Raw genomic sequence first — 21,539 nt, 5'->3', positions numbered from 1 at the left:
CGGCCCCGTTATCGGGGCCGGCGCGGCGGATCAGAAGACATTCTTGACGGCGTCGCCGAGGGCGTCGACGCTCTCCTTCAGCTTCCGCCCGGCTGGTGCCAGGGACGGAAGCTTGATCCCGAGCACCTCGGTGTCCTCCGCCTCGGCCGGCTCAGCCTGGGCGACGGTCGCGGTCGGGACGCCCTTCGCCTTGTCGGCGGTCCGCGTCGGCGCCGGCGTCTTGCGGGCCGCCGCCTTGGGCGCGGGCTTCTCGCTGCGCTCGGGCTTGTCGGACCGCTCGGCCTTCTCCGCACGCTCGGTCTTCTCAGCGCGCTCCGCCTTCTCCGCCCGCTCGGCCCTGTCCAAACGTTCGGTGCTCTCCACCACAGGCGCCGGCTTCGGTGCGGCCGGCTCGACGAGCTCGCGGGCGCGGACCGTCTCGGAGGCCCGGGGCGTCTGAAGCGCGGCCGTGCGGACCGGCACCAGCGGCGCGACTTCCCGCGCGGCCGTGACAGGCGTGACGGGAGTCGGGACCGGGATGCGCTGCGTCGGCGCGACGGGGGCCGCGGCGACCTTCGCGGGCTGCGGGGCGGGCGCGGGTGCCTTCGGGGCAGGCGTGATCGCCGCGAAGGCTTCCGGCAGCGACACCATCCTGAGCGCCGGCGTCTCCGGCTTGGCGGGCTGCGCCGGGGCGGCGGCCGCCTGGACGGAGCCCTTGATCGCGGGCAGCCCGTCCTTCAGCTCCGGCCAGTCCGCGGCCTGCCGGGACGCGACGATCTTGACGGGTGTCGGGGCCGCGAGCCCGGCCATCACCGTCGAGGCGGCGACGCCGAAGCCGACAAGCGCGCTCGCGCCGGCCACGCCGAACAGCACGACCTTGAGATTCAGCGACGGCCCGGGCTTGGCCGGCGACATCCGGTCGGGCCGGGTCTCGGACGGGTCGAGGTTGAGATCGATCATAGGCCGGGGTCCCTGACACGATACACGCCGCGCGCGACCGGGCTCCCCTTCACCGGCCGCCACACCCCGAGGATTCGAAGGTGGTTCGACTCTCGTGGCGATAGAGGAGCTGCAATACGGCGCAATGATGTCGGTCCGAATTGCCTGCCCAGCCAGTCCTGGCGCGGCTATCCACAAGATTACGCCGTGCCGCTTAAGATTCGGTGTTCGGGCCGTTGGCGCCGGTGCGGGCGGTGCGGCCCGAGCGCGTTCGGGCCGGCAGCCCGCGCGCCGCCCGCCGCGGGCACGATGGACTTCGCCGGCGCGGTCGCTATGCGTCACCGCGTGGATACCCGCCCGAACCTGCCCCCGCGTTCCGAGACGGCCGCCGCGCCGGACGGTCTCCGGCTCCGCCGCTGGCCCTGGTCGGCGTGGTCCACCCGCGCGCGGCTCGTCGCGGTGGTCCTGCTCATCGACGCCTTCGCGGCCGTGATTTCCTGCGCGGTCATCGTGCTGAACGCCCGGTCGGCGGTGCGCGTCGAGACCCGCGCGTCACTCGCCACCGTCGAGTCTCTGGTGGCCGACACGATCCGCCTGTCGGACACAGCCGCGCCCGACACGCTGCTCCAGACCCTCGACCTGCGCTTCAAGGTCCTGCGACACGTCCGGGTCGCGGTGCTCGACGCGGACGGCGACCAGGTCGGCCGGCCGCTGCCGCCCCCGCGCGCCGACCGGGAGGCGCCGCACTGGTTCGCCGACCTGATCATGCCGCCGATCGAGCGCCACGTCCTGCCGATCGTCGTCAACGGGCATCGGCTCGGCACGGCGCAGATCACCACGCAGCCGATGGACGAGATCGACGAGATCTGGGGCTACGCCCGGGCGCTCTCGCTCACCACTTTGGCGATCAACGCCGCGATGCTGATCGCCCTCTACATCGCGCTGGGCCGGATCCTCGCGCCGCTGCGGCGGCTCGGCGCCGGCCTGACCCAGCTGGAGCATCACGACTACACCGCCCGCCTGGAGCCGCCCGGCGCGCGGGAGCTGGCGGTGATCGCCGAGCGGTTCAACAAGGTCGCCGAGGCCCTGGGCGAGGTCCGGGCCGCCAACGGCCGCCTCAACCGCCAACTCCTGACCGCGCAGGACGACGAGCGCCGCCGGACGGCCCTGGAGCTGCACGACGAGTTCGGCCCGTGCCTGTTCGCCCTGGAGGCGAACGCGGCCTCGATCGGCCGCATCGCCTCCGGTGCGGCCGAGCCGAGCCGCGAGAAGCTCGCCGCCCGGGCGGCCGAGATCAGCGCCATCGTCGGGCAGGTCCAGACCGTCAACCGAGAACTCCTGAACCGCCTGCGACCGCACGGCCTCGGGCAGGCGCCCCTGTCGACCTGCCTCGACCTGCTCCTGCGCGGCTTCGGGCAGCGCCATCCCGGCATCACCTTCGCGGGCCGGTTCGACGGGCTGGCCCGGGGCTACGGCGACCTCGTGGACCTCACGGTGTTCCGCTGCGTGCAGGAGAGCGCGACCAACGCCGTGCGGCACGGCGCCGCGACCCGGGTAGAGGCGGAGGCGGCCGAGACCGGCGGCCGGATCGACCTCACCATCCGCGACAACGGCACCGGCATCCCGCCGGAACACGGCACCGGCCTCGGTCTGTCGGGGATGCGCGAGCGTGTGGAGGCCCTCGACGGCACCTTCGCCCTTGACAATGCCGGCCCCGGGGCGATCGTCCGGATCACGATCCCCGTTCCGCCTGACCGGGGCGACGAGAACAACACCGCGCCGAGCGCATGAACGCCATCGCATCCCAGATCGACGCCGCCGCCACCCGCCTGCCGGTCCTCGTCATCGATGATCACCCCATCGTCCTGCAGGGCTGTCGACGGGTGCTGGAGGATTCCGGCGTCGAGACCATCGCGGAGGCGACGACCGTCGTCGGCGGCTACCGGATCTTCCACCGGCTCCGCCCGCCGGTCGTGATCTGCGACCTGACCTTCCAGGGCAGCGGCATGGCCGGGCTCGGCCTGATCCGGCGCATCCGGGCGGTCGCACCCGAGACGCGCATCCTGGTCTTCAGCATGCACAACGACCCGGTGATCGTCGCCCGCGCCCTCGAGGCGGGGGCCCTCGGCTACGTCCTCAAGGACCACGCCTCGGCCGAGCTGTTCGAGGCCTTCGCCAAGGTCCGCGTCGGCGAGGTCTACCTCGACCGGCGCCTGGCGACCGAGGTGGCGATGCTGCGCGCCGATGCCCGCCGCGCGCCGGAATCGCAGCTAACCCCCCGCGAGCAGCAGATCCTGGCGCGCCTCGCGCAGGGGCGCTCCTACGGGGCCATCGCGGCCGACCTGTCGGTGAGCTACAAGACCGTGACCAACGCCTGCTCGCAGATGCGCCAGAAGCTCGGCGTGCGCACCCTCGCCGAGCTGATCCACGTCGCCGTCACCCACGCGCAGCGGCAGGGCTAGGCCGTGGCGTCCCCCGGACTGGCGGGCGCCCTGGGCGCCTTCTCCCAGGAGGCCTGGGCGCGCAACGCCGCGGCCTACGAGACCATCCGGTCGATGCCGTTCAACGCCGAGCTCGCCGCCGGCACGCTGCCGCAGGACCGGTTCCGGCACTACATCGTGCAGGACGCGCACTACCTGATCGGCTTCGGCCGGGCGCTGAGCCTCGCCGCCGCGAAGGCGCCGGATCCGGACACGATCGTGCAGTTCTCCCGCGCCGCGCAGGAGGCGATCGTCGTCGAGCGCGCCCTCCACGGCGGCTTCTTCCGCGACTACGGCATCGGGCCGGAGACCTTCGCGGCGACGCCGCTGACACCGGCCTGCGACCACTACGTCTGCTACCTCATGGCCACCGCCTACGCCGAGCCCTACGCGGTGCTCTGCGCGGCCCTGTTGCCCTGCTTCTGGATCTACAAGGCGGTCGGCGACGACATCTTCGCCCGCGCGGCGCCCGACAACCCGTACCGCGCCTGGATCGACACCTACGCGGGCGACGAGTTCGCCGCGGCGGTCGCGGCCATGATCGCCGCCACCGACCGCGCGGCGCTGGACGCGTCGGAGGGCGAGCGCGCGCGGATGCACCGGGCCTTCACGCAGGCCACCCGGCTCGAGTGGCAGTTCTGGGACAGCGCCTACCGCGACGCGGCCTGGACCCTGTGAGCCGCCCGGCGCGCCCGTGACCGCGCCGGAGACCCGCCGCGATCTCGTCGCGGCCGCGCTCGCGGCCGCCCTGGCCGCGCCGCTCCGTCCGGCCCTGGCCGCCACCGTCGGCGGTCCGGCGCCGGTCCCGCCGGACCGCCCCATCCGGATCGCCATGCTGGTCTATCCCGGCCTGACCGCGCTCGATCTCGTGGGGCCGCAGACCTTCCTCGCGGGCCTCGCGCCCGGCAGCCTCCACCTCGTCGGCGCGGAGGCCGGTCCGGTGACGAGCGACACCGGCCTCACCCTGGTGGCGACCCACGGCTTCGCGACCTGCCCGGCGGATCTCGACGTCCTGTTCGTCCCCGGAGGCGACGGCACGCCCGCGCAGATGGGCAACGCGGCGCTCCTGGCGTTCCTGCGCGACCGCGCCGCCCGGGCCGGCTGGATCGCCAGCGTCTGCACCGGATCGCTGATCCTCGGCGCGGCGGGCCTGCTGCGCGGCTACCGCGCGACGTCGCACTGGTGCGTGCGCGACGCGGTTCTGCCGCTCCTCGGCGCCCGGCCGGTGGCGGAGCGCGTCGTCTTCGACCGCGACCGCGTCACCGCGGCCGGGGTCTCGGCGGGGCTCGATCTCGGGCTGGCGCTCGCCGCGCGCCTGCGCGGGGACGCCTACGCGCGCACCGCGCAGCTCGTCGCCGAGTACGCCCCGGCACCGCCCTTCAGCGCCGGCACCCCCTTCGAGGCCGGGCCCGCCACCGTGCGGGCGGCCGAGGCGATCCTCGCCCCGCTGGTCACGGGGGCGGAGGCCGCAGCCCGCACGTGAGCGCTGCGCCGGCGATGCAACCGCGCCACGGTCCGGCGCGACGTGCGGCGGCGTCCTTGACGGCGCGCCGCCGTGGCCCGAACTGTTGCGGTGCACGATCCCCCGGAGCCGCCATGTCCCTGATCGCACGCCTGCGCGCCTACGCGGCCGAGGCTCTCGGCGTCGGCACGCAGGAGGCCGTGGACGAGACGCATCTCGCGGCCACCGCGCTCCTCGTCCACGTCGCCCGCGTCGACGGCATCCTGGCGCCGGCCGAGAGCGAGCGCCTCTCGCGCCTCGTGCAGGGCCACTACGCCGACGGTCCGGACGCGGCGCGGGCGCTGATCGAGCGCGCCGCCGCCATGGACGCGGAGGTGCGCGACGTGGCGAGCCTCGTGGAGATGATCCCGCACGAGGCCGACCGGTGCGAGCGCGAGGAGCTGCTGACCATGGCGTGGTCGGTCGCGGCGGCGGACGGCCACGTCGACGAGTTCGAAGAGGCCCTGGTCGAGCGCCTCGGCCGCCTGCTCGGCTTCGACGAGGCCGCCGTCGCGGCGGCCCGGCGCAGCGGACAGCAGGGCGTCGCGGCCGCCTAGCCCCGGCCGCCCGCGATGATCGCCAGTCTGGCCCTGATCCTGCTCGCGCAGCTGCTGGGCGAGGCCCTCGCCCGCGGCGCGGGCGTTCCGATCCCGGGCCCGGTGATCGGCATGGGCCTGATGTTCGCGTTCCTGCTGCTCCGCGACAACGCCCGCCTCGGACTGCCGCGCGTGCTGCCGAAGCCGCTCACCGACGGCACGCTCGAGACGACCGCGCGCGGGCTGCTGATGAACCTGTCGCTCCTGTTCGTTCCCGCGGGCGTCGGCGTCGTCGGCCGCCTCGACCTGCTGCGCGCCCAGGGCGCCAAGCTGGCGCTCGTGCTGGTCGTCTCGACGGCGCTGTCGCTGCTGGTCACCGTCCTGGTCTTCCGCGCCGTCGCCGCCCTGGTCGAGCGCCGCGGCACCGACGGGGAGTCCTGACGCGTGGGCGGCGACTTCTCGCTCTGGGTCTACCTCGCCAAGACGCCGCTCCTGTGGCTCACCGTGACGCTGACCGCCTACGTCCTGGCGGACCGGATCGCCGCCGCGACCGGCCGGCACCCGATCGCCAACCCCGTCCTCATCACGGTCGTCCTGGTCGGGGCGGTCCTGGCCATCACCGGCACGCCCTACGGGGCCTATTTCGAGGGCGCGCAGTTCGTCCACTTCCTGCTCGGACCCGCCACCGTGGTTCTGGCGATGCCCCTCTACGAGCGGCGGGCGACCGTCCTGCGTGCCCTCGCGCCCATGCTGGCGGCCCTCGCGGCCGGCTCGGCCACCACCCTCGCCGTGGTGATCGGCCTCGCGCGGCTCCTCGACATCCCGCAACCGATCCTCGTCTCGCTGGCGCCGAAATCGGTGACCTCGGGCGTGGCGATGGGCATCGCTGAGGCGCTCGGCGGCGACCCGACGCTCACGGCGATCCTGGTGATCCTCACCGGCATCATCGGGGCGATCCTCGTGACGCCGATGATGAACCTCCTGCGGATCAGCGACATGCGCGCCCGCGGCTTCGCGGCCGGGCTCGCGGCCCACGGCATCGGGACGGCCCGCGCATTCCAGGTCAGCGAGGTCGCCGGCACCTTCGCGGGCATCGCCATGGGGCTCAACGCCTTCCTGACGGCGGTCCTCGCGCCCCTGGCGCTGCACCTGCTGTTCTGAGGCTCAGGCGTCCAGCCGGTCGGCCACCGCCTCGGCGAGCGACAGGCTGGAGGTCAGGCCCGGGCTCTCGATCCCGAACAGGTGCACGAGCCCCGGCAGGCCGTGCTCGGCCGGCCCGTCGATCCGGAAATCGGCCGCCGCCTCGCCCGGGCCGGTTAGCTTCGGCCGCAGGCCCGCGTAGTCCGGATACAGCGCGCCGTCGGGCAGGCCGGGCCAGTAGCGCCGGATCGCGCCGTAGAAGGCCTCCGCGCGCCCGGGATCGACCCGGTAGTCGAACCCGTCGACCCACTCCACGTCGGGCCCGAAGCGGGTGCGGCCGGCGAGGTCCAGGGTCAGGTGGATGCCGAGGCCGCCGTCGATCCGGGGCGCCGGGTAGATCAGGCGCGAGAAGGCCGGCTTGCCGGTGCAGCCGAAGTAGTTGCCGCGAGCGAGGCGCAGCGTCGGCACGCGCTCGGCCGGGTAGCCCTCCGTGCGGGCGGCCAGGGCCGGCGCGCCGAAGCTCGCGGCGTTGACCACGGCGTCGAAGGCCATCGTGCCGGGCTCGGCTCCGCCGAACGCGGCCTGCCACTGACCGTCCCGCCGGCTCAGGTCCTCGACGGGCGTGCGCAGGGCGAGCGCGCCGCCGTGATCCTCGATCTCACCGAGCAGGGCGAGCATCAGCGCGTGGCTATCCACGACGCCGGTGCGCGGCGAGTGCAGCGCCACGGTGCAGGCGAGATTCGGCTCCAGCCGGCGGGCGGCGCTCCCGTCGAGGAGTTCGAGGCCCGGGACGCCGTTGGCCTCGCCCTGGCGGCGGATCGCCGCGATCTTCTCGGCCTCCCCGTCGTCGGACGCGACGATCAGCTTGCCGCATGCGCGATGCGGAACGCCGTGACTCGCGCAAAAGTTGTATAGCTGCCGGGCGCCCTCGACGCAGTGGCGCGCGCGCTCGGATCCGCCCGGGTAGTACATGCCGGCGTGGATCACCTCGGAGCTCCGGGACGAGACTCCCGTGCCGAAGGCGTCCTCGGCTTCCGCCACGATGACGGCGTGCCCGCGCAGAGCGAGCGCCCGCCCGATGGCGAGCCCGACGACGCCGGCTCCGACGACCAGGACCTCCATGTGTTCGCGTTCTCCAGCGCGCCCGGACGGGCAGGTGAGTCCTCAATACCGCACTTGAGCCGGAACAACGACGCGCCCGTTGATTCGTCGTTGACCCTAAATCTCAATCCTAAGTAGAAATATCGGCGCGATAAATGCGCGGCTCGGTTGTAGCGACGGCGGACGGGCGCATAATGAGCCCATCCGCCGCCTCCGGCCGGAGCCGAGAACGTCTCAGGGACATGCACCGGCCGTCGGCGGCGAAGAGCCCGACGGAAACCGACGAGCGCCACATCCGAAACACGTAGAATCGAGGTGACGACCATGCAGATGACATCGCCGAGCGTCGAACTCGCCGCAAAGATCCTGAGCGCCTACGTCACGCGCAACAGCGTCCCGGCGGGAACGTTGCCCGACCTGCTCTCCGAGGTACACCGCTCGATCACGGCTCTGGACCAGCCGGCGGAGCCGCAGGTCCGGCGGCCGACCGAGGCGCAGATAAAGGCCTCGATCCGGCCCGACACGCTCATCAGCTTCGAGGACGGCAAGCCCTACAAGGCGCTGCGGCGCCACCTGACGATGCGCGGCCTCACGCCCGAGGCCTACAAGGCCAAGTGGGGCCTGCCCGTCGATTACCCGCTGGTCTCGGCCGCCTACAGCGCCCGCCGCTCGACGATCTCCCGCCAGATCGGTCAGGGCCAGCGCCTGCGGATGCAGCAGGCCGCGGAGTGACGTCGCGTCGGTCGCCGGCGCGCCAGGCCGGTGACCGACCCTCACGGCCAGGGCGGGGTCTGCGCCTCGGCGGCGGCGGTCGCCACTTCCTGGATCAGCAGGGCCACGAGCCCGGACCACCCGGTCTGGTGCGACGCGCCGACCCCGCGGCCGCTATCCCCGTGATAGTATTCGTAGAACAGGACGAGATCGCGGAAATGCGGGTCTTCCTGCTCGATCCGGCTGTCGCCGTAGACCGGCCTGCGCCCGTCCGGGCGACGGGTCGAGAGGCTGATCAGGCGCCGTGATAGGTGGGTGGCGATCTCCCGGAGCGCGTAGGTCCGGCCCGACCCGGTCGGCGCCTCGACGCGGAAGTCGGGGCCGTAATAGTCGTGGAAGCGGTTCAGCCCGGCGATGAGCAGGTAGTTGACCGGCATCCACACCGGGCCCCGCCAGTTCGAGTTGCCGCCGAACAGGCGCGAGCGCGACTCGGCCGGCTCGTAGGCGAGCCCCAGGTCCCGCCCGTTCCACGCGAAGCAGAACGGCTCGTCCGCGTAGACGCGGGACACGGCGCGCAGCCCGTAATCCGACAGGAACTCGTTCGGGTCGAGGGCGCGGTGGAGCAGGGCCTTCAGCCGGTGCCCGCGCAGCAGCGACAGCAGCGCCGTCTGACCCTCGCCGGGCTCGTTCCAGCGCGAGACCAGCGTCGCGAGGTCCGGGCGGTTCTTGAGGAAGAACACCATCCGGCTGCGCAGGGACGGCAGCCGCGCGAGGTCGCACTCGTTGATCACCGCCACCGCGAAGATCGGGATCAGGCCGACCATGGTCCGGGCCCGGATCGGGAGGCGCTGGCCGTCGCGGGTCTCGATCACGTCGTAGAAGAAGCCGTCCGGCTCATCCCACACGCCCGCGCCGGTGGCGCCGGCGATGAGGAGGAAGTGCTCGAAGAACTTCTCCGCCATGTCTTCGAAGGTCGGGTCGTCGAGGGCCAGCTCGATGGCGATCCGCATCAGGTTCAGCGCGTAGGTCGCCATCCAGGCGGTCGCGTCGGACTGGGTCAGCGTGGCGCCGTCTCCCACCGGCTTCGACCGGTCGAAGATGCCGATGTTGTCGAGGCCGAGGAACCCGCCCTGGAATAGGTTGCGGTCGTCGGAATCCTTCCGGTTCACCCACCACGTGAAGTTCAAGGTGAGCTTGTTGAAGATCCGCTTGAGGAAGGCGTGGTCCGGCTTGCCGGTGAGGGCCCGGTCCAGCTCGAACACCCGCCAGGCGGCCAGTGCGTGGACCGGCGGATTGGCGTCCCCGAAGCCCCATTCGTAGGCCGGCAGCGCGGCGTTCGGGTGGGTGTAGGCCTCGTCGACCAGGAGCAGGAGCTGGTTCTTGGCGAAGTCGGGATCGATGAGCCCGAACACGATCGCCTGGAGAGCGAGATCCCAGGAGGCGAACCAGGGGTACTCCCAGGCATCCGGCATCGAGATGATGTCGTTGGCGCGCAGGTGTGCCCAGTCGCTGTTGCGGCCGTGCCGCCGCTCCGGCGCCGGAGCGGGCTGCGCCGGGTCGCCGGCGAGCCACTCGCGCACGTCGTAATGGTAGAGCTGCTTCGACCAGAGCATGCCGGCGAGCGCCTGCCGCTGCACGAGCCGCATCTCTGGGTCGGCGATCGGCGCCTGGAGCGCCCCGTAGAAATCGTCGGCCTCCGCCTCGCGGGCGGCGAAGACCGCGTCGAAATCCGCGAAGGGCTCGCCCGGCGCGGTCTCGGCGCGCAGGCGCAGGCGCACGCTCCGCGTCTCGCCCGGGCCGAGATGCAGGTCGTAGCGGGCGGCGCACTTCGTGCCGGACAGCGCGTTGACGGCGGCCCGGTCGCCGCCCACGACGCGGCGGTCGATGCCGTCCTTGTAGAAGCCCTCGGCGGGGCCGCTGCCGAACAGCCGGTGCGTGTTCGTCTCGTTCTCGGTGAACAGCAGGTCGCCCGCGCCCTCGGCGAAGAAGCGGAAGGTCGGCATCTCGGGGTGGCGCGCCCAGACCGAGCCCTCCGACCCGGCCATCAGTTCCGGCCTCGGCGTGCCCTGCTTCCACGACCACGTGTTGCGGGCCCAGAGCTGCGGCAGCAGCGTCAGGTCGGCGGCGTCCGGGCCGCGATTTGTGGCGGTGACCCGCATCAGGATGTCGTCGGGCGCGGCCTTGGCGTAGGCGATCTCGACGTCGAAGTAGCGGCCCTGGTCGAACAGGCCGGTATCGAGGAGCTCGAATTCCGGGTCGTCGAGGCCGCGCCGCGCATTCTCCTCGACCAGGGACTCGTAAGGGAATGCCGCCTGTGGGTACTTGTACAGCATCCGCATGAAGGCGTGGGTCGGGATTCCGTCGAGGTAGTAGTAGAGTTCCTTGACGTCCTCGCCGTGGTTGCCTTCCTGGTTGGTCAGGCCGAACAGCCGCTCCTTCAGGATCGGGTCGCGCCCGTTCCAGAGCGCCAGGGACAGGCACCAGTTCAGGTGGCGGTCGCCGAAGCCGCCGATCCCGTCCTCGCCCCAGCGATAGGCGCGGGACCGGGCATGGTCGTGGGGCAGGTAGTCCCAGGCGTCGCCACCCGGGCTGTAATCCTCCCGCACCGTGCCCCATTGCCGGTCGCTGAGATACGGCCCCCAGCGGCGCCACGCCGGATCGGAGCGTGCCTCCACGAGACGGCGTCCCTCGGCGGTGTCGAAGAGGTTCGGCGGCACGCCGTCGGGCTTGGTCATACGCGCGCTGCTCCTGCCCCCGCGGATCCGTACGGGATAGAGCCGCGCCGCCGGCAGGGAAAGTCGTCGTCCCGCCGGCGCCGCGTCGCCGCGGGGGGAGCGTCAAACGATGCGGGATCAGACGATGCGGATCGACAGGTCCGGCAGGCCCGCGATCGAGCCCGCGAGCACGTCCCCGCGGACGACCGGCCCGACATTCTCGGGCGTCCCGGAGAAGACGATGTCGCCGGCCTTGAGCTCGAAGGCCCGCGACAGCTCCGCGATCTGCTCGGCCACCGACCAGATCATCTCCGACAGGTCGGCGTCCTGCCGCACGGTGCCGTTCACGGCGAGCCGGATGCGGCCGCGGGTTGGATGCCCGGCCCGGACGACGGGCAGGATCGGCGTGATGGGCGCGGAACGGTCGAAGCTCTTGCCGATCTCCCACGGCTTCTTCTGGTTACCCATCCCGCGCTGGAGGTCCCGGCGGGTCATGTCGAGGCCGGTGGCGTAGCCGTAGACGTGGTCGAGCGCCTGCGCGGCCGGGATGTCGCGGCCGCCCGACTTCAGCACGGCGACGAGCTCGATCTCGTGGTGGTAGTTCTGGGTCAGCGACGGGTAGGGATGCTCGGCGACGCCGCCCGCCACGACCTGCACGGCATCCGCCGGTTTCTGGAAGAAGAAGGGCGGCTCGCGCGACGGGTCGGAGCCCATCTCGCGGGCATGGGCCGCGTAGTTGCGGCCGATGCAGTAGATCCGGCGGACCGGGAAGACCTGCGACTCGCCCAGGATCGGGATGGTGGCCTGCGCGAGCGGGAACAGCGGGTCCGGCTGCGCCTCGGCGGCCGCGGCGGGGCCGAGGCCCGCGGCGGCGCCGGCGGCGACCGCCCCGAGCACGCGGCGTCGATCGATCGTTGCCATGCCTCTGTCCCTTCACCGCGATCCGTGCGCCGCATGCGGGCGATACGACCGGGCGGGACCGGCCGCCAGCGGTCCGCGGCCGGGATGGAAAGGCTCAGGCGGTCCGTGTCACCCGGATCCCCTCCGCCGCGGCCGCGACGCGCAGCCCGGTGTAGTCGGCAATCGTGGGATGATTGGTCCTCACCGGCTCGTGATGGGTGGCGGTGACGACCACGACGGCCGCATCCGCGGCCTCGGCCGCACGGATGCCGGCCGGGGCGTCCTCGAACACGAGGCAATCCGCCGCCGCGACGCCGAGGCGTCCGGCCGCCAGCAGGAAGCAGTCCGGCGCGGGCTTGCCCCGCGCTACGTCCTCGGCGGCCACGAGAAGGTCGGGGACCGGCATGCCGGCCGCCGCGAGGCGGCGCTCCGCCAGCCGCCGGGGCGCCGAGGTGACGATCGCCCAGCGGTGGCGCGGCAGCGCCTCCAGGAAGGCCCGCGCCCCCGGGATGGCCACGATGTCGTCGACATCCGCCATCTCGGCCTCGGTGATCGCGGCGGCCTCGGCCACGGGATCGACGCCCGGCAGGTTCAGCCGCCGGATGGTCTCGACCGACTGCACGCCGTGGATCGTCGGCAGGAAGGACGCCGCGTCGAGGCCGTGCGCCTCGGCCCAGCGCGACCAGATCCGCTCCGCGGAGGCGATCGAGCTGATGATCGTCCCGTCCATGTCGAACAGGAGCGCCGCCAGGGGGCGCGACGGGAGGGCTGACTCGGGCATGGGCGAGGGCTAGGCCGGCGCCGCCGTCCCGGCAACCGGCCCGCGCGCATGGCCGCGTCTCGCGGGCGGCCGGGCCTCCGGGACGCCTTCGCCCGGGGTCGCCGCGGGCCCGCCCGCTTCACGGGCCGATGCCTTTGGTGTAGCGCGGGTGCAACCCCGGGCCGTCGGCGGCCCTGCAGAAGCGAATATCGACCGACCATGCCGAGCCGCATCGACGCCACCTTCGCCCGCGCCCGCGCGGAGAACCGGTCCGTCCTCGTCACCTACGTGATGTCCGGCGATCCCGATCCCGAGACCTCTCTGGAGGTCCTGAAGGCGCTGCCGGGCGCCGGCGCCGACATCCTGGAATTCGGCCTGCCGTTCACCGACCCGATGGCGGACGGCCCGGCGATCCAGGCCGCCGGCCTGCGGGCGCTCAAGGCGGGCCAGACTGTGTCGGGCACCCTCGACCTCGTGCGCCGCTTCCGCGCCGGCAACGACACCACGCCCGTCGTGCTGATGGGCTACTACAACCCGATCCACACCTACGGCGTCGACCGCTTCCTCGACGACGCGGTGGCGGCCGGCATCGACGGGCTGATCGTCGTCGATCTCCCGCCCGAGGAGGATGCCGAGCTGTGCCTGCCGGCCCTCGGCAAGGGCCTCGCCTTCATCCGCCTCGCCACGCCGACGACCGACGAGCGGCGTCTGCCGGCCGTCCTCGCGAACACGGCGGGCTTCGTCTACTACGTGTCGATCACCGGCATCACCGGGACGGCGACACCGGATTTCGGCAAGGTCTCCGAGGCGGTCGCCCGCATCCGCCGCCACACAGACCTGCCCGTCGTCGTGGGCTTCGGCGTCAAGACCGGCGCGCACGCCGCGGCGATCGCCAAGGGCGCCGACGGCGTCGTGGTCGGCTCCGCGCTGGTGGACGCCCTGGTGCGCTCCCTCGACGGCGAGGGCCGGCCGCAGGCCGGAAGCGTCGGGGCGGTGACCGAGCTGGTGCGCGAACTCGCCGCGGGCGTGCGGTCGGCGGGCGTCGGGCGGGCCGCCTGACGGGCGGGCCGGGCACCCCTGGCGGCGGCGCGCGCCGCACCTGATATCTGCGCGGGCTTGAAGCGGACGGACGCGAGTCGATGGTCGAACCGATGAACTGGATCTCGGAGGTGGTGCGCCCCCGGATCAAGACCTTGTTCAAGCGCGAGACGCCCGAGAACCTCTGGGTCAAGTGCCCGGACACGGGGCAGATGGTCTTTCACAAGGAGGTGGAGGCCAATCACTGGGTGATCCCCGGCTCCGAGCATCACCTGAAGATGGGCGCCCAGGCGCGCCTGAAGATGATGTTCGACGAGGGTACCTGGATCGACGTGGCCCTGCCCGAAGTCGCCCCCGACCCGCTGAAGTTCCGCGACGAGAAGCGCTACGTCGACCGGCTCAAGGAGGCCCGGGCCAAGACCGGCCTGCAGGACGCGTTCAAGATCGGCTTCGGCCGGGTCGGCGGCCTGCCGATGACGCTGGCCGCGCAGGAATTCGGCTTCATGGCCGGGTCGCTGGGCATGGCGGCGGGCGAGGCCTTCGTGCGCGGCGCCGAGACGGCTCTGGAGAAGCGCACGCCCTACGTGCTGTTCGCGGCCTCCGGCGGCGCGCGGATGCAGGAGGGCATCCTCTCCCTGATGCAGATGCCGCGGACCACCGTGGCGGTGCGCCGGCTCAACGCGGCGCGGCTCCCCTACATCGTGGTGTTGACGAACCCGACCACCGGCGGCGTCACCGCCTCCTACGCGATGCTGGGCGACGTCCACCTCGCCGAGCCGGGTGCCCTGATCTGCTTCGCGGGACCGCGGGTGATCGAGCAGACGATCCGGGAGAAGCTGCCGGACGGCTTCCAGCGGGCGGAGTACCTGCGCGAGCACGGCATGGTCGATCAGGTGGTCCACCGGCACCAGCTCAAGGAGACGATCGCGCGTCTCTGCAGTCTCCTGACCAACGTGTCCCAGGCCGGCGCACCGGCCGCGGCCTCCGAGGCGGCCTGAGCCCGGCGATGGCCTCGTCCGACGCCCTGATGGCGCGCTTCCTGGCGCTCCACCCCCGCACCATCGACCTATCGCTCGGCCGCATCGAGCGGCTGCTCGCGCGGCTGAACCATCCGGAGCGCCGCCTGCCGCCCGTGATCCACGTGGCCGGCACCAACGGCAAGGGCTCGACCATCGCGTTCATGCGGTCGATCCTGGAGGCCGGCGGCCTGGCCGCCCACGTCTACACCTCCCCGCACCTCGTGCGATTCCACGAGCGGATGCGCATCGGCGGGATCGGCGGCGGGCACTTCGTGGACGAGGACCGTCTGGCCGACGCCTTCGCGCGCTGTGAGGGCGCCAATGCCGGCGAGCCGATCACGATGTTCGAGATCACCACGGCCGCGGCGTTCCTGCTCTTCTCGGAGAGCCCCGCCGACGTGCTGCTCCTGGAAGTCGGCCTCGGCGGCCGGCTCGACGCCACCAACGTGATCGACCGGCCGGCCTGCGCGGTGGTGACGCCGATCGGCCGCGACCATGCCGAGTATCTCGGCGACACGGTCGAGTCGGTCGCGACCGAGAAGGCCGGGATCTTCAAGCGCGGCTGCCCGGCGGTGATCGCCGCCCAGGACTACGCCGAGGCCGACGCCGTCCTCTGCCGGCGCGCGGAAGCCGTCGGTGCCGGGCCCGTGCTGGTCGGTAATCAGGACTTCTCCGTGCACGAGGAGCGCGGCCGGCTCGTCTACCAGGACGAGACCGACCTGTTCGACCTCCCGCGGCCGCGCCTCGCCGGGCGCCATCAGCTGGTCAACGCCGGAACGGCGATCACCGCGCTGCGCGCCGCCGGGTTCGGCGATATCGGGACGGCGGCCCTGGAGCGGGGGCTGACCGAGGTCGAGTGGCCCGGCCGGCTGCAGCGTCTCGGGCGCGGCCGACTGGCCGCCCAGCTCGATCCCGGCACCGAGCTCTGGCTCGACGGCGGCCACAACATCGACGGCGGCCGGATCCTCGCCGCCGCCATGGCGGATCTCGGCGAGAAGAGCGACGTGCCGCTCGTCCTCGTGGTCGGCCTGCTCGGCACGAAGGACGCCGACGGCTTCCTGCGCAACTTCGTGGGTCTGGCCCGGGCCCTTGTGGCCGTTCCGATCACCGGAACGATGGCCGCGCGCCCGGCCGAGGAGGTCGCGCGGATCGGCGAGGAGGTCGGCCTCTCGACCTACGCGGCACCGAGCATCGAGGCGGCCCTCGCCCTGGTGCGGGACATCGCCTTCGAGCGCCCTCCGCGGATCCTGATCTGCGGATCGCTCTACTTGGCCGGCATGGTTCTCGCCGCCAACGACACGCCGCCGGTCTGAGTCGTCTCCAGTCTGGCGACTCCCCGTGCGCCGGCTGTATCTAGTGGCCGGCACGCCGGACACCTGTGCAATTCGGATTCTGCATTCGAAAATCCGTCGAATCGCCGCAATCGCCCGGATGGAGACCCGCCCACGGCCACGCTTTCCTCCCGCTGTGGCAGCTAAGCTACATCCTCGCGGGGCCCGATCGCATAATTTCCCCCTCGATCGGGCTTATGCTGGGGATCACAGTAATGAAGAAGCTTCTCACCTCTCTCGCGGCGTTCACCGCGCTCACGGCTGCCGCTTCGGCCGCCGATCTGCCGCGCCGCGCCGCGCCGCCGCCGGTGTTCACCCCCGTTCCGGTGTTCACCTGGACCGGTGCCTACTTCGGTATCAACGCCGGCTACGCGTTCGACGCCAGCAGCAACTCCACCCGCGGCTTCGTCCAGACGCCCGGCAACCCGGTCGCTCTGGTGCCGGGCGGTCTCGTCCCCTACCAGGCCCTGCTGCCGAACGGCTCGTCGCTGATCTACAGCAACGACAGCCGCGAAGGTTTCTCGGGCGGTGGCCAGATCGGCTACAACTGGCAGCTGACCCCGGGCTCCGGCGCCGTGATCGGCTTCGAGGCTGACGCCCAGTACCTCGACTTCGGCCGTCGCGCCCGCTTCGCCACGAACGCCGCGGCGATCAACCCGGGCTTCATCCCGGTCAACGGCACGCTCAACACCATCGACTTCTTCGGCACTGTCCGCGGTCGTCTCGGTTACGCCTTCGACCGGACCCTCGTGTACGCCACGGGTGGTTTCGCCTACGCCACCGGCACGGATGACGGCGCTCGCGTCGGCCTGCAGAACTTCGCCGGCCGCCGGAACGACTTCAAGACCGGCTGGACCGTCGGCGGCGGTGTCGAGTACGCCCTGCCCACCGACTCGTTCCTGAACTTCTTCCGCTCCTCGGCCGTGACGCTGAAGGTGGAAGGCCTGTACGTGAACCTCGACAACAACAACGGCCGCGCCCAGGCGCCGCTGGTCGGCGCCGCGATCTCCCCGGTCGGCCTGGTGCCGGTGTACTCGCTCGCCGGCGCCAGCCGGAACGAGAACGCCTTCGCCGTCGTCCGCGCCGGCCTGAACTACAAGTTCGGCTCGTACTGAGACCGGACGCGGGATCCCGGACTTCGCTCCGGGATCCCTCAAGAACAATCTTGGGCTCGAAACCGAGAAAGCCCGGCCTCGCGGCCGGGCTTTCTTTTCGTCGTTCAGGGCCTCGAAGGCGCTTCAGGCAGTCTGGGCGCCGATCCAGCGCGACAGGTCGCCCTTCGGGGCGGCGCCGACCTTCTGGTCCACCCGCTCGCCGTTCTTGAAGAGCAGCAGCGTCGGGATCGAGCGGATGCCGTACTGGGCGGCGATCTGCGGGTTCTCGTCGACGTTGACCTTGGCGATCTTCACCTTGCCCTGCAGGTCGGTCGCGATCTCCTCGAGGGCCGGGCCGATCTGACGGCACGGGCCGCACCACTCCGCCCAGAAATCCACCACGACGGGCTCGGCGGACTTGAGAACGTCCTGCTCGAAGCTCGCGTCGGTTACTTTCACCGTCGCCATAACGTCACCTTTCGGAATCCGCCGCCCGTCGGGCGGCGTCGAACGGGCAGAGGCCCGCGCGGTCCCGTCAGAATTGGCGACGGCCCGGCGCGCGGTCAAGAAGTCCGGTCCCCGGGGGCGGGCTCCGGCGGCCGGGACGGGGCGCCCTGTCGACACACGGGCGCGCCGCGATGTGCGCTGGCGCATGCGGGCCGCCCCCGGGCGCCCGGCCGGGGGCGACGCGTCACGCTTCGATGCCGATCCGGTCCAGGGCCGCCGCGACGTCGTCGGGGTCCAGGGTCCGGATCACGGGGCCCGAGGTCCAGACGAGGAGCGGGCGGATCGTCCGGCCCGGATAGATCTGCGCGAGGAGGCGCGCGTAGAGGGCGATCTGGCCGGCCTCCGCGGCCGGCAGCGGCGCGCCGGGCTCGGGCGGGCGGCCGGTCTTGAAGTCGGCGAGGTGCACCGCGTCCGCCGTCACGGCGAGGCGGTCGACGCGACCCTGAACCACCCGGTCCGTACCGCCGGCCCGGACCCGCCCCGAGAGCGCCACCTCCGCGCGGGCGTCCGGCGCGAAGAGCGGCGCCAGCTCCGGGGCGTCGACGATCCGGAGGACCGACCGGACGATCGCGGGCGCGGCCGCGCGCGGCAGCCCGGGCGCCCGGGCCCGCACGAAGGCGCGCCCGGCCGTCTCCCGGCGGGCGGGCTCGACCCGGGGCAGGTGCTGCAGCAGGGCGTGGGTCAGGATTCCCCGGCGGCGGGCCTGCGCGTCGGCGAGACGCGGCGGCGGCACGCGCGCGCCGTCCGCCGCCTGCAAGGCGCCGGACGGGTTCAGGGCCTCGAAGGCCGGCTCCGGCGGGACCGGCCCGCGCAGCCAGTCCGGCTCGAGCTCGGCCTCCGGCCCGGACGCGGGCGCCGCCGCGGCGGGAGCGGGACCCGCCGGGGCGCCGTCCTGCCAGAGGGTCGCGGGGCCGTAGGGGAGTTCCAGCGAGCGGCCGGCGCCGAGCGCCGCCTCGAGGCCCGCGTGGATCATCCGGCACCACGCCGCCTCGGTCTCGCGCTCGTGGCCGCGGAAGGGCGCCACGATCAGCCGGTCGGCCGCCCGGGTCATGGCGACGTAGAGCAGGCGGTTGTGCTCCTGCCGCGCCTTGGCGAGCAGGGCCGCGCGCGCCGCGTCGGTGGCGGCGCAGTCCTGGGTCCGCCCCCCCGACCAGACCGGCGGCAGGGCGATCTCCGTCGCCGGGAGCGGGAGCAGGGGCGGGTCGTTGCGGCCGAGGGGCTCGCACCCGTCGAGGATCACCACGACCGGCGCCTCCAGGCCCTTGGCGCCGTGGACCGTCATGACCCGGACCTCGTCGCGGCCCGATTCGAGGTCGCGCTTGACCGTGTGCCCGGCCTCGGCCCCGACGTAGCGGGCGAGGAAGCCGCCCAGCGACGGGGCGTCCTCGCCGGTCTCGGCCTGGGCGGCGGCGGCGAGGAACACGTCGATGGCGTCCCCGGCCTCGCCGCCGAGGCGGGCCACCAGCTTGGCCCGGCCGCCCTGCGGCCCGAGGAGCCGGGCGTAGAAGCCGAACGGGCCGTGGAGCCCCGCCAGCGCGATCCAGCCCGACAGGGCCTCGAGCCCGCGCCGCGCGGCCGCGTCGCCCGCTTCGGCGTGGCGGTGCAGCGCATCCTCCAGGGTCTCGGCGAGGTCGCGGCGGGCCGCGATCCGCACCAGGTCGTCGTCGGTGAGGCCAACGAGCGGCGTCTTGAGGGCGGTCGCGAGGGTCAGGTCGTCGGCCGGCAGGAGCCCCGCCCGGCCGGCGGCGACCAGGTCGGCCACGGCGATGTGCGCGGAGACCTCGAGCCGGTCCTGCCCGGCGACCGGGACGCCGATGCCCTTCAGGGCGCGGATCACCTCCTCGAAGGCGGGCCCGCGCTTCCGGACCAGGATCAGGACGTCCCCGGGGCGCCAGATCCGGCCGGTCGCGTCCCCCGTGGTGGTCCAGGCGCGCACCGCCTGCGCCACCCGGCGGGCGGTAATGATCGCGGGAGCGCTGGTCTCCGGCGCGTCGACGGGGGCGGTCCAGGCATCCGGCTCCGCGGCCGGCTCCGGCTCGGCGATCGGCCACAGCTCCACCGCGCCGGGCGCGCCCGGCCGGGCACTGGCATGCACGGTCGTGCGCACCGTGTCCTCGAACGAGAGCCCCTCGTTGTGCGCGTCGAGAGCGAAGACCGCGTCGACGGCGCGCAGGACGAGGCCGGTCGAGCGGAACGACAGGGTGAGCGGCACGTCCTCGAAGGTCAGGCCGGCCGAGCGCGATTCCGCGATCCAGGACGCGCGGGTCAGGGCGAATTCCCGCGGCTCCGCGCCCTGGAAGCCGTAGATCGACTGCTTGGGATCGCCCACCGCGAAGCGCGTCCGGCTGCCGATCCGCGCGCCCTCGCCGGCGGCGAATTCCTGCGTGATCGCCCGCAGGATCGCCCACTGCTCCGGGTTCGTGTCCTGCGCCTCGTCGACGAGGACGTGGTCGATCCCGCGGTCGAGCTTGTACAGGACCCAGCCGGCACCGACGCGCCCGAGCAGGTCCAGCGCCTTGTGGATCAGGTCGTCGAAGTCGAGGGCGCCGAGGCGCGCCTTCTGCGCCTCGACGCGGCGGTGGATCTCGGCGGCGATCTGGAACAGCGCCTGCGTGCGGGCATGGGCCCGGGCGGCGCGCAGGCGGTCGAACAGCGGCTCCAGCCGGTCCCGCTCGGCGAGCAGCGCCGCCTTGGCGCCGGCCGGCACGCCCTTGGTCCCGAGGCTGCTGTCGGCCTTGGGCTCGTCCTTCTGGGTGAAGAACACCGACCGGTAGAGGGCGAGCGCCTCGGCCCGTTCGGGAAGGTCCGCCGCGCGCACCCGCTCGGCCTCGGCGGCCTCCAGGGCGTCGGCGAGCTTCTCGTCGTTGGCCTTGCCGGTGCGGAGCGCCGCGACCAGCGCGGCGCGCTCCTCCGGACGGCACCCGGGACCGCCCTCGAGGATCGCGGCCTCGATCCGCTCGGCGGATTCCTCGGCCGCCAACCCCAGCGCCCCGTGCAGCCGACCGAAGGCCCGCTCCAGGCCGGCGGCGTCGCCGATGAAGCTCCGCGCCCGCATGGCCGCCCGGATCGCCGCCCGCAGGGTGTCGCCCGTGGCTTCCGGCGTGACCCGCGCGAGGGCGGCGCTCAGCGGCGTGTCGCCGTTCGCGACGGCGTCGGCCAGGACGTTGGCCATCTCGATGTCGAACAGTTCCCGGGCCTTGGCCTCGTCGAGCACCACGAAGCGGGCCGGCACGTTCGCCTCGAAGGGGAACATGTGAAGCAGCCGCTCGCACAGGGCGTGCAGCGTCTCGATCTTGAGGCCGCCCGGCGTCTCGACCGCCCGGGCGAAGAGGCGGCGCGCCAGCCGCAGGCGCTCGGGCCCGGCGCGCTCGCCGGTGAGTTCGGCGAGTTCGGCGGCGAGGGTCTCGTCGTCCAGCGTCACCCAGCGACCGAGGAGCCGGAAGACGCGGATCGCCATATTGGCCGCCGCGGCCTTGGTGAAGGTCAGGCAGAGGATCCGGCCGGGCGGCGCCTCGTCGAGGAGCAGCCGGACCACCCGGTCGGTGAGGACCTTGGTCTTGCCCGCGCCGGCATTGGCCGAGACCCAGGCCGAGGCGCGCGGGTCGGCGGCCCGACGCTGGTTGGCGCGGGTCAGGTCATCGACGACGAAGGGGGCGGGGGCGTGCGAGGTGGCGCTGCTCAACGGTCCGGTCCGGCTCGGCTGCCGGCTCTCTCTACAACAGAAACGCGCCCGCGGACCGGCCAAGGCGTCACACCGGGCCTTGCGGGATTGCTCCCGGCGCGGCGCCG

Annotated in this window: 19 protein-coding genes; 12 read left to right on the top strand and 7 right to left on the bottom strand. The window is 73.0% G+C overall.

Features of this window, described 5'->3' with window-relative positions; genetic code table 11:
• Positions 1 to 30: 30 nt before the first annotated feature.
• Positions 31 to 939 carry a hypothetical protein gene (locus tag BKE41_RS18050; protein WP_070999944.1) on the bottom strand — a complete coding sequence of 303 codons (909 nt, stop codon included), beginning with the start codon at positions 937 to 939 and terminating at the stop codon, positions 31 to 33.
• A gap of 288 nt (positions 940 to 1,227) precedes the next feature.
• On the opposite strand from BKE41_RS18050, the gene BKE41_RS18045 reads away from it, so the two are divergent.
• The 7 genes from BKE41_RS18045 (at position 1,228) to BKE41_RS18015 (ending at position 6,596) form a co-directional block, all read left to right on the top strand.
• Positions 1,228 to 2,709, top strand: a complete 1,482-nt coding sequence (locus tag BKE41_RS18045) for an ATP-binding protein (RefSeq protein WP_063111717.1) — start codon at positions 1,228 to 1,230, stop codon at positions 2,707 to 2,709.
• Complete coding sequence (locus BKE41_RS18040) at positions 2,706 to 3,380, top strand: response regulator transcription factor (RefSeq protein ID WP_012320334.1); 675 nt, start codon at positions 2,706 to 2,708, stop codon at positions 3,378 to 3,380. The genes BKE41_RS18045 and BKE41_RS18040 overlap by 4 nt, the downstream gene beginning before the upstream one ends.
• 3 nt (positions 3,381 to 3,383) lie before the next feature.
• Complete coding sequence (gene tenA, locus BKE41_RS18035; RefSeq protein ID WP_175654070.1) at positions 3,384 to 4,076, top strand: thiaminase II; 693 nt, start codon at positions 3,384 to 3,386, stop codon at positions 4,074 to 4,076.
• A 16-nt stretch (positions 4,077 to 4,092) separates the two neighbouring features.
• Positions 4,093 to 4,881: a DJ-1/PfpI family protein gene (locus BKE41_RS18030; protein ID WP_199825799.1), complete on the top strand. Its 789-nt coding sequence runs from the start codon at positions 4,093 to 4,095 to the stop codon at positions 4,879 to 4,881.
• 113 nt (positions 4,882 to 4,994) lie between these two features.
• The gene (locus BKE41_RS18025; RefSeq protein ID WP_053620519.1) at positions 4,995 to 5,456 is read left to right on the top strand and encodes a TerB family tellurite resistance protein; all 462 of its coding nucleotides are present in this window, start codon (positions 4,995 to 4,997) and stop codon (positions 5,454 to 5,456) included.
• A gap of 15 nt (positions 5,457 to 5,471) precedes the next feature.
• Positions 5,472 to 5,876, top strand: a complete 405-nt coding sequence (locus BKE41_RS18020; protein ID WP_012320330.1) for a CidA/LrgA family protein — start codon at positions 5,472 to 5,474, stop codon at positions 5,874 to 5,876.
• A 3-nt stretch (positions 5,877 to 5,879) separates the two neighbouring features.
• Positions 5,880 to 6,596: an LrgB family protein gene (locus tag BKE41_RS18015; RefSeq protein WP_012320329.1), complete on the top strand. Its 717-nt coding sequence runs from the start codon at positions 5,880 to 5,882 to the stop codon at positions 6,594 to 6,596.
• A gap of 3 nt (positions 6,597 to 6,599) precedes the next feature.
• Here BKE41_RS18015 and BKE41_RS18010 read toward each other — a convergent pair whose 3' ends face one another.
• Positions 6,600 to 7,697, bottom strand: coding sequence for an NAD(P)/FAD-dependent oxidoreductase (locus BKE41_RS18010; RefSeq protein ID WP_070999943.1), 1,098 nt, complete (start codon positions 7,695 to 7,697; stop codon positions 6,600 to 6,602).
• 303 nt (positions 7,698 to 8,000) lie between these two features.
• Between BKE41_RS18010 and BKE41_RS18005 the strand changes: the two genes are divergently transcribed.
• Positions 8,001 to 8,408, top strand: coding sequence for a MucR family transcriptional regulator (locus tag BKE41_RS18005; protein ID WP_024829343.1), 408 nt, complete (start codon positions 8,001 to 8,003; stop codon positions 8,406 to 8,408).
• A gap of 41 nt (positions 8,409 to 8,449) precedes the next feature.
• On the opposite strand, the gene BKE41_RS18000 is transcribed toward BKE41_RS18005, so the two are convergent.
• The 3 genes from BKE41_RS18000 to BKE41_RS17990 all read right to left on the bottom strand — a co-directional run bounded on the left by BKE41_RS18000 (position 8,450) and on the right by BKE41_RS17990 (position 12,782).
• The gene (locus BKE41_RS18000; RefSeq protein WP_070999942.1) at positions 8,450 to 11,122 is read right to left on the bottom strand and encodes a glucosidase; all 2,673 of its coding nucleotides are present in this window, start codon (positions 11,120 to 11,122) and stop codon (positions 8,450 to 8,452) included.
• Between the two features lie 117 nt (positions 11,123 to 11,239).
• Positions 11,240 to 12,022 carry a fumarylacetoacetate hydrolase family protein gene (locus BKE41_RS17995; protein ID WP_059408350.1) on the bottom strand — a complete coding sequence of 261 codons (783 nt, stop codon included), beginning with the start codon at positions 12,020 to 12,022 and terminating at the stop codon, positions 11,240 to 11,242.
• A 94-nt stretch (positions 12,023 to 12,116) separates the two neighbouring features.
• The gene (locus BKE41_RS17990) at positions 12,117 to 12,782 is read right to left on the bottom strand and encodes an HAD-IA family hydrolase (RefSeq protein ID WP_024829346.1); all 666 of its coding nucleotides are present in this window, start codon (positions 12,780 to 12,782) and stop codon (positions 12,117 to 12,119) included.
• A gap of 198 nt (positions 12,783 to 12,980) precedes the next feature.
• On the opposite strand from BKE41_RS17990, the gene trpA reads away from it, so the two are divergent.
• From trpA to BKE41_RS17970, 4 genes are all read left to right on the top strand, one after another.
• Positions 12,981 to 13,820 (top strand): tryptophan synthase subunit alpha, encoded by an 840-nt coding sequence (gene trpA, locus BKE41_RS17985; RefSeq protein WP_070999941.1) that lies wholly within the window; start codon positions 12,981 to 12,983, stop codon positions 13,818 to 13,820.
• A gap of 80 nt (positions 13,821 to 13,900) precedes the next feature.
• On the top strand, positions 13,901 to 14,797 hold the full coding sequence (gene accD, locus BKE41_RS17980; protein WP_012320322.1) for an acetyl-CoA carboxylase, carboxyltransferase subunit beta: 897 nt from the start codon (positions 13,901 to 13,903) through the stop codon (positions 14,795 to 14,797).
• Positions 14,798 to 14,805: 8 nt separating this feature from the next.
• Positions 14,806 to 16,131 carry a folylpolyglutamate synthase/dihydrofolate synthase family protein gene (locus BKE41_RS17975; RefSeq protein WP_070999940.1) on the top strand — a complete coding sequence of 442 codons (1,326 nt, stop codon included), beginning with the start codon at positions 14,806 to 14,808 and terminating at the stop codon, positions 16,129 to 16,131.
• A 233-nt stretch (positions 16,132 to 16,364) separates the two neighbouring features.
• Entirely contained in the window at positions 16,365 to 17,264 is a 900-nt protein-coding gene (locus tag BKE41_RS17970) for a porin family protein (RefSeq protein WP_012320320.1), read from the top strand.
• Positions 17,265 to 17,387: 123 nt separating this feature from the next.
• Here the strand turns inward: BKE41_RS17970 and trxA are convergent, their stop codons facing one another.
• Together trxA and addA are read right to left on the bottom strand one after the other, a co-directional pair.
• The gene (trxA, locus tag BKE41_RS17965) at positions 17,388 to 17,711 is read right to left on the bottom strand and encodes a thioredoxin (RefSeq protein ID WP_010682902.1); all 324 of its coding nucleotides are present in this window, start codon (positions 17,709 to 17,711) and stop codon (positions 17,388 to 17,390) included.
• A gap of 223 nt (positions 17,712 to 17,934) precedes the next feature.
• Positions 17,935 to 21,432, bottom strand: a complete 3,498-nt coding sequence (addA, locus tag BKE41_RS17960; RefSeq protein ID WP_070999939.1) for a double-strand break repair helicase AddA — start codon at positions 21,430 to 21,432, stop codon at positions 17,935 to 17,937.
• Positions 21,433 to 21,539: the final 107 nt, after the last annotated feature.

The organism is Methylobacterium sp. C1 (assembly GCF_001854385.1).
GTDB lineage: Bacteria > Pseudomonadota > Alphaproteobacteria > Rhizobiales > Beijerinckiaceae > Methylobacterium > Methylobacterium radiotolerans.
Note: the sequence above shows the minus strand (reverse complement) of the source record. Positions and strands in the feature narration are given on the sequence as shown.